The sequence below is a fragment of the Pseudomonas sp. RA_15y_Pfl2_54 genome (assembly GCF_963971015.1).
Classification (GTDB): Bacteria; Pseudomonadota; Gammaproteobacteria; order Pseudomonadales; family Pseudomonadaceae; genus Aquipseudomonas; species Aquipseudomonas baetica_A.
In genome coordinates this window covers 90,927-98,251 of record NZ_CAXAPN010000027.1, presented here as the reverse complement: position 1 = coordinate 98,251, position 7,325 = coordinate 90,927, and the positions used below count along the sequence as shown (strand labels likewise).

The 7,325-nt window shown below is 60.3% G+C and carries 8 protein-coding genes; 1 reads left to right on the top strand and 7 read right to left on the bottom strand.

Annotated features, from left to right (window positions below; all coding sequences use genetic code 11):
• Positions 1 to 263 precede the first annotated feature (263 nt).
• From AACY50_RS19690 to exbB, 3 genes are read right to left on the bottom strand one after another with little or no spacing between them, the layout of a single operon-like run.
• Entirely contained in the window at positions 264 to 1,010 is a 747-nt protein-coding gene (locus AACY50_RS19690; protein ID WP_339433796.1) for an energy transducer TonB family protein, read from the bottom strand.
• Positions 1,007 to 1,435, bottom strand: coding sequence for a TonB system transport protein ExbD (exbD, locus tag AACY50_RS19685; protein ID WP_339433795.1), 429 nt, complete (start codon positions 1,433 to 1,435; stop codon positions 1,007 to 1,009). Before exbD ends, AACY50_RS19690 begins: the two co-directional genes overlap by 4 nt.
• Before the next feature lie 6 nt (positions 1,436 to 1,441).
• Positions 1,442 to 2,395, bottom strand: a complete 954-nt coding sequence (gene exbB / locus AACY50_RS19680; RefSeq protein ID WP_339433794.1) for a tonB-system energizer ExbB — start codon at positions 2,393 to 2,395, stop codon at positions 1,442 to 1,444.
• Positions 2,396 to 2,583: 188 nt separating this feature from the next.
• On the opposite strand from exbB, the gene AACY50_RS19675 reads away from it, so the two are divergent.
• Positions 2,584 to 3,441: an SDR family oxidoreductase gene (locus AACY50_RS19675; protein ID WP_339433793.1), complete on the top strand. Its 858-nt coding sequence runs from the start codon at positions 2,584 to 2,586 to the stop codon at positions 3,439 to 3,441.
• A 141-nt stretch (positions 3,442 to 3,582) separates the two neighbouring features.
• On the opposite strand, the gene AACY50_RS19670 is transcribed toward AACY50_RS19675, so the two are convergent.
• The 4 genes from AACY50_RS19670 to rpoZ all read right to left on the bottom strand — a co-directional run bounded on the left by AACY50_RS19670 (position 3,583) and on the right by rpoZ (position 7,224).
• Positions 3,583 to 4,323 (bottom strand): hypothetical protein, encoded by a 741-nt coding sequence (locus AACY50_RS19670; protein ID WP_339433792.1) that lies wholly within the window; start codon positions 4,321 to 4,323, stop codon positions 3,583 to 3,585.
• 69 nt (positions 4,324 to 4,392) lie between these two features.
• Positions 4,393 to 4,773, bottom strand: coding sequence for a RidA family protein (locus AACY50_RS19665; RefSeq protein WP_003229509.1), 381 nt, complete (start codon positions 4,771 to 4,773; stop codon positions 4,393 to 4,395).
• 24 nt (positions 4,774 to 4,797) lie between these two features.
• Positions 4,798 to 6,903 carry a bifunctional GTP diphosphokinase/guanosine-3',5'-bis pyrophosphate 3'-pyrophosphohydrolase gene (gene spoT, locus AACY50_RS19660; protein ID WP_007920338.1) on the bottom strand — a complete coding sequence of 702 codons (2,106 nt, stop codon included), beginning with the start codon at positions 6,901 to 6,903 and terminating at the stop codon, positions 4,798 to 4,800.
• Between the two features lie 57 nt (positions 6,904 to 6,960).
• Positions 6,961 to 7,224: a DNA-directed RNA polymerase subunit omega gene (gene rpoZ / locus AACY50_RS19655; protein ID WP_003177259.1), complete on the bottom strand. Its 264-nt coding sequence runs from the start codon at positions 7,222 to 7,224 to the stop codon at positions 6,961 to 6,963.
• Positions 7,225 to 7,325 lie beyond the last annotated feature (101 nt).

Sequence of the window (7,325 nt, the reverse complement as noted above, 5' to 3'; positions counted from 1 at the left end):
AAACAGGCTGGTCTGGCTGCGAGACTCTCCTTGGATGTAAGCCATAACGAAAAATGCTCCGTATCTTTCGATACGGAGCATTTTCATTGAGCGCTGCGCAGATTGCTAGGTTTTCACACAGTCTGTTTGGGTGCCTTTGTTTCGGATCCAGGGGGCGACGCATAACCCTTGTGGGAGCGGGCTTGCTCGCGAATACGGTGTGTCAGATAGGTTTATATCGACTGACACGACGCCTTCGCGAGCAAGCTTGCTCGCGCACTGGATCAGCGACGTTTCTCAAGCGAGTACACAAACGGCGCGACAATTTCGATCGAGCCATTGGTCAACATGTCGGCCGGTGGCTTGGGCAACGGTTGGGCGCGGCGGATCATTTCCAGGGTGGCCCGGTCCAGATCGGCGTTGCCGGAACGGCCCACCAGTTCGAACGACAGCACGTTGCCTTCGCCATCGACCACAAAACGCAGACGGTTGGTCCCGGTCTTGTTTCGTGCCCGGGCGCTGTCCGGGTACTTTTTGTACTTGGCCAAATGCGCGAGCAGAGAGCTTTGCCAACTGGCCTTGGCGGCCATTTGCGCGGGCGACGGGCCCGGAGCCGGCTGGGCGGATTTCTCCGTCGGTGCGGGGGGCGGTGGCGTGTCGGCCGGTTTTTCCTCGGAAGGCTTTTCCTTGGGTGGATCGGGCAGCTTCTTCTCGACCGGCTTCGGCGGTTTAGGCTTTGGCTTCGGTTTGGGCTTTTGCACCGCAATTTCGGCTTTTGGCGCTTCAGCCAGTTTCGGAATCGGCAACTCTTCAACCGGAGCCGGTGGCGGCGGCGGTGTGACGACTTTCGGCGGAGCCGGCGGTGGCGGGGCCGGGAGCGGTGCCAGCTCGACCATCATTGCCTGCGGTGGCAATTCGATGGGCGGGCGGGCCGTCCAGTTCAGTGCCAGCGCGATGGCCAGCGCATGAACGCCCAGCACCACGGCGAGGCTGGCGCCGTAACGCGTCAGCTTATGGCGCGTCGTGATCATTTCTTGACTGCACTCTCGAGGCCGACCAGACCCACCTTCAGGTAGCCGGCGGCGCGCAGGTTATCCATCACGCTCATCAGGTCACCGTAATCCACGCCTTTGTCAGCCTGGAAGAAGATGGTGGTGTCTTTTTTGCCTTTGGTCCGGGCGTCGAGAGTGGCGCCGAGGGATTCGGGCGTCACTTCGTCTTCGCCGAGGAACAGGCGCTGGTCAGCTTTTACGCTGAGGAACACCGGTTTCTCGGGCCGCGGCGCCGGTTTGGCAGTCGAGACAGGCAGGTCGACTTTGATGTCCACGGTGGCCAGCGGGGCAGCCACCATGAAGATGATCAACAGCACCAGCATCACGTCGATGAACGGCGTGACGTTGATTTCGTGGTTCTCGGCCAGATCGTCGTCTGCGCCTTCTTTCAAATGCAGGCCCATGGCCGATTACCCCACTTTCACCATGTGCGGTTGCGAGCTGCGCTCAGGCTGGTGATCGAGGTCACGGCTGACCAGCAGCAGCACCTGAGCCGACGCATCGGACACCTGCGCCTTGTAACCGGCGATGGAGCGGGCGAACACGTTATAGATGACGACCGCTGGAATCGCGGCAACCAGACCCAATGCGGTGGCCAGCAGTGCTTCAGCGATACCGGGTGCCACGACGGCGAGGTTGGTGGTCTGGGTTTTGGCGATGCCAATGAAGGAGTTCATGATGCCCCACACGGTACCGAACAGGCCGACGAACGGCGCGGTGGAACCGATCGTTGCGAGGACGCCGGTGCCGCTGCTCATGTTGCGACCACAGGCTGCAACCAGACGTTCGAGACGGAAGCTGACGCGTTCCTTGATGCCTTCTTTCTCGCGGCTGTTGACCGACAGGCGCATCTCTTCGAGTGCGTCGTGAACCAGCAGATTGGCGAGGGTGCCTTCCTTCGCCGCAGTGGCGCTGGCTTCTTTAAGGGTGGCGGATTTTTTCAGTTGAGCGATTTCACCACGCAGACGACGCTTGGCGCCCATCAGCTCAAAGCCTTTGGCGATCCAGATGGTCCAGGTGATGATCGAGGCGATGGCCAGACCGATCATCACGATTTTCACGATAATGTCGGCGTTCTGGTACATGCCCCATGGCGACAGGTCGTGGGCCATGCCCAGGGAGTTGTCGGCTTCGAGGACTTCAGGCGCTTCGGCCGGTGTGGCGTCGAGGGCTTGAGCAGGAGCAGTCGCGTCAGGTGCGGCAGCCGCGGGCGCAGTCTGCTCGGTGGCGGCTGGGGTCGCTGGCGCTTGTGTGTCGGCGAAAGCGGCAGTCGGTGCCAGCATCAGGCTGAGCAGCAGAGCTGCAACCGCCCTCCAGGCGCGAGGTCGGATGGTTGGCGAAGCGGGGATTTGATTACGTGTCATGCTGGCCGGACCTGAGATAGAAAAACGTTGTTGCTCTTCCAGGCCTCGTGAGGCCGAGAACAAAAGTGGCGTGCATTATTGCAATTAATTCTTGTTAACAAAAGTAATAGAGTAACTTTTTTTCCTTGATGGCTAGCCGCTTGTCCCGTGCCACGGCTAGTCTGTCCCTTTCCGATGGGAGTTTTTTGATGTCCGCGCCTTCTGTTTTGATTGCCGGTTGTGGTGATGTCGGCAGTCGTCTTGCCTCGCAACTGTTGACCGCAGGGTGGGAGGTTCATGGTCTGCGCCGTGATGTCTCGCGTTTGCCGGACGGTGTGATCGGTGTTGCCGGCGACTTGTTCAATGAAGACTGCCCGGCGACCTGGCCAGTGGGCGCTGTGGATTACCTGGTGTATTGCGCGGCAGCCACTGCTCACGACGAGGCCGGTTATCGCGCGGCGTACGTGCAGGGCTTGCAGAACGTGCTGAGCTGGCTGGACGACTACGGGCAGGTGCCCGAGCGGCTGATATTCGTATCCAGCAGCAGTGTTTATGGGCAGCAAGGTGGCGAATGGGTCGACGAAAACTGCGAGACAATCGCTGCGGGTTATTCAGGTCGGTTGATGCTGGAGGCCGAACAGGTGGCACTCAACAGTGGCATCCCGGCGAGCGTCTTGCGCTTGACCGGCATCTATGGACCGGGCCGTGAATGGCTGCTGACCCAAGTGCGGCGCGGTTATCGTGTGGCCGTCGAGCCGCCGCTGTATGGCAATCGCATTCATGCCGATGATGCGGCGGGGTTGCTGGCGTTTTTGCTGGAGGCGGATCGCCGTGGTGTGGCGCTGGATCCTGTATACATCGGTGTCGATGATGCGCCGGCGCCGCTGGCCGAAGTGGTGGGCTGGTTGCGCGAGTATCTGGGGGTTACCGAATGGGCGGAGGATGCCAGCGTGCGGCGCACGGGCAGCAAGCGTTGCAGCAATGCCCGGGCGAAAGCGTTGGGCTGGACGCCAAAGTATTCAACTTATCGCGAAGGCTACGCAGCGATCCTTGAAGGTAAATGCTGACCCCCAGACACCCCTGAAAACAACTGTGGGAGCGGGCTTGCTCGCGAAGAGGGAGTGTCAGGCAACTTTAATGTCGACTGATCCACCGCTTTGGCGAGCAAGCCCGCTCCCACAGGTTTATGTGCTGTTCTCAGCGCGTGCTTACTGCTTCTCGAGCAACCACTTGCGCTCACCCGGGGTGAACTGCGGTTGTTCGTCCGCCAGGGCGGTATTCACCGCTTGGAGGATCTCCAGCTCATTACCCTTGCGCACGAATAGCCAGTTGTTGCCTTGGCCATTGTGTTGCAGCCACATGCTGTCGTTGCCATTGCTCATCGACGCGCAGTCACCTGCCAGGCACAAGGCGTAGCGGTCGGCGCCAGGCAGGCCCGAGACCTGGCCGTCAGCCTGGAACTGCACCGTGCTGCCTTCGCCCTGGCCACTGACGATTTTCCAGCTGCCGCCCATGTAGGCTGAGTACAGCGCACGTTCGAAGCTGGCACCGATCGGCGCGCCTTCCGGCACGGGAATCTGTGCGCGGTCGAAAACCTGTTCCGGTTCGTTTTCGCTCGCGGCCTGCTCCAGTTGGCTGCCGTCGCGTTTCAGCTCACTGGCGGAGCTGCCATAGAAGTCGACTTTCCAGGCGCCGGACTGTTCGCCCAGCAGCCGTCCTTCGACATTCTCAAAACCGTTGGTGTAGCGGGCCTGACTGGCCTTGGTGTTGACGTCCCATTCCAGGTTCGGGCCGTAAGCCTGAAGCGCTTCGCGCAGGGGGCCGCCCTTGGCTGCGGCATCGATCGCCACCTGATTGATCCAGGTACCGCTGATGTCACGGTCGGCAGGGTTGCTGGCGCAGCCGCCGAGGAGGATGGCGAGCAGCGAGAGAGCTAGCGCTTTGCGCATGGTGGAATCCTTTCAAAACCTTTTCTTGCTGAGCAGTCGGCGCGGCGTTTGAAGGTCGCGCCGTGCGCATCACTCGATGACCAGAATGGCATCCATTTCAACCTGCGAGCCTTTCGGCAGGGCAGCAACGCCGATGGCGGCGCGGGCTGGGTATGGCTGGTCGAAGTACTTGCCCATGATCTCGTTGACCTTGGCGAAGTGGCTCAGGTCGGTGAGGAAGATGTTCAGCTTGACGATGTCCTTGAACGAACCGCCGGCGGCTTCGGCAACGGCTTTGAGGTTCTCGAACACCTGAACGGTCTGGGCTTCGAAGCCTTCAACCAGTTCCATGGTTTTTGGGTCCAGAGGAATCTGGCCCGACATGTAGACCGTGTTGCCAGCCTTGATCGCCTGGGAGTAAGTGCCGATGGCGGCCGGGGCCTTGTCGCTGGTGATAACAGTCTTGGTCATGTATGACTCCTTGTAATGGTTGAGTTATGCACGCATGCGGGTGATGCGGATCACCCCGGTCAAGGCGCGCAGTTTCTTGATCACGCGGGCCAGGTGCACACGGTCGTGGACGCTGACCACCAACTGGACGACGCTGATGCGACCATCGCGTTCGTCCATGCTGATTTTCTCGATATTGCCGTCGGCCGCGTTGACGCTGCTGGCGAGCAGGGCGATCAGGCCGCGCTGGTGTTCCAGCTCGACGCGCAGTTCGACGTTGAATTCGCCGGTGACATCCTTGGCCCACGAGAGCTGGATGCATTTTTCCGGGTTGTGCCTGATTTCGCTGATGTTGCGGCAGTTGTCCAGGTGCACGACCATGCCTTTGCCCGCCGACAGGTGCCCGACAATCGGGTCGCCCGGGATCGGCGTGCAGCATTTGGCGTAGCTGAGCACCAGGCCTTCGGTGCCGCGAATCGCCAGCGGGCCTTCCGGACTAGGCAGTTGTTCGCCTTCGCCGAGCAGGCGGCGGGCGACCACATAGGCCATGCGGTTGCCCAGGCCAATGTCTTCAAGCAGGTCTTCGATCAGTTCGAGGCGGTACTCGGTGAGCATCGCCTTGACGCGTTCGGCCGGGATCTTCTCCAGCGAACTGTCGAAACCGTTGAGGACTTTGTTCAGCAGGCGTTCGCCGAGGCTGATGGATTCGGAGCGGCGTTGCAGTTTCAACGCGTGACGAATGTGCGTGCGCGCCTTGCCGGTGACCACGAAGTTGAGCCACGCCGGGTTCGGACGCGCGCCGGGAGCGCTGACGATCTCGACCGTGGAGCCGCTTTGCAGCGGTTCGGACAGCGGTGCGAGACGGCGGTTGATCCGGCAAGCGATGCAGCTGTTGCCGACGTCGGTGTGCACTGCGTAAGCGAAGTCGACCGCCGTGGAGCCTTTGGGCAGCTCCATGATTCGGCCTTTTGGCGTGAACACGTAGACCTCGTCCGGGAACAGGTCGATCTTCACGCTCTCGATGAATTCCAGCGAGTTGCCGGCACGTTGCTGCATTTCCAGCACGCCTTTGACCCACTGACGGGCGCGGGCGTGAGTGCCTTTCGGTTGTTCGTCACCGCTGGATTTGTACAGCCAATGGGCGGCGATGCCGTTGTTGGCCATCTCTTCCATTTCGCGGGTACGGATCTGAATCTCGATCGGTACGCCGTGCATGCCGAACAGCGTGGTGTGCAGCGACTGGTAGCCATTGGCCTTGGGGATCGCGATGTAATCCTTGAAACGACCCGGCAACGGTTTGTACAAATTATGTACAGCGCCTAGCACGCGGTAGCAGGTATCGACCTTGTCGACGATGATCCGGAACGCATAGACGTCCATGATTTCGTTGAAGGCCCGACGCTTGCCGCGCATTTTCTTGTAGATGCCGTAGAGGTGTTTCTGGCGACCGCTGACTTCGCCCTGGATGCCATCGATAGCGAGGCAATGACCAAGGGACTCTTCGATCTTGTTGACGATTTCCTTGCGGTTGCCCCGGGCGCGTTTGACCGCCTGGTAGATCCGCGCGGAACGCATCGGGTGCATGGCTTTGAAACCAAGGTCTTCGAATTCGATGCGGATCGCATGCATGCCCAGCCGGTTGGCGATGGGCGCGTAGATTTCCAGGGTTTCCTTGGCGATGCGCCGGCGTTTTTCCCCGGACAGCACTTCCAGCGTGCGCATGTTGTGCAGGCGGTCGGCGAGTTTGACCAGGATCACGCGAATGTCGCGCGCCATGGCCATGGCCATTTTCTGGAAGTTTTCCGCTTGGGCTTCGGCCTTGGTCTCGAAATTCATCTGGGTCAGTTTGCTGACCCCGTCGACCAGTTCGGCCACGGTTTCACCGAACTGCGCTTGCAGCGCTTCTTTGGCGATACCGGTGTCTTCGATCACGTCATGCAGCATCGCGGCCATCAAACTCTGATGGTCCATGTGCATGTCGGCAAGAATGTTCGCCACCGCAAGAGGATGCGTGACGTACGCCTCGCCGCTACGACGGCGCTGGCCGTCATGGGCTTGTTCGGCGTAGAAATACGCTCGGCGGACCAGGTTGACCTGGTCATTGCCGAGGTAGGTCGATAAGCGATCGGCGAGGGCGTCTATGCTCGGCATGATGACTCCTGCCGTAAGCTGTGACCCCGCGCCGTGCTACGTCGACCAGGCATAGGCTTAGACGGCCTCGTTGGACTCGTCCTCGAACGCTGCGAACAGCGGTTCGTCTTCAACGATTTCAGCGTTGGCGATGAACTCGTAGCTCATCAGGCCTTCAGCGATTTCACGCAGGGCTACAACGGTAGGCTTGTCGTTTTCCCACTGGACCAGAGGCTCTTTGCCGCCGGTGGCCAGTTGACGGGCACGCTTGGTAGAGAGCATGACCAGCTCAAAGCGGTTTTCCACGTGTTCTAGGCAGTCTTCAACGGTTACGCGGGCCATGGTATTCCTCGGAGCGAATGCAATATGCGCGCTGCCCGGTTGGGCGAGCGGACTGAACAGTTTAAAAAATCACCAGCGATTAGGGAAGCGCTGATTTTTTG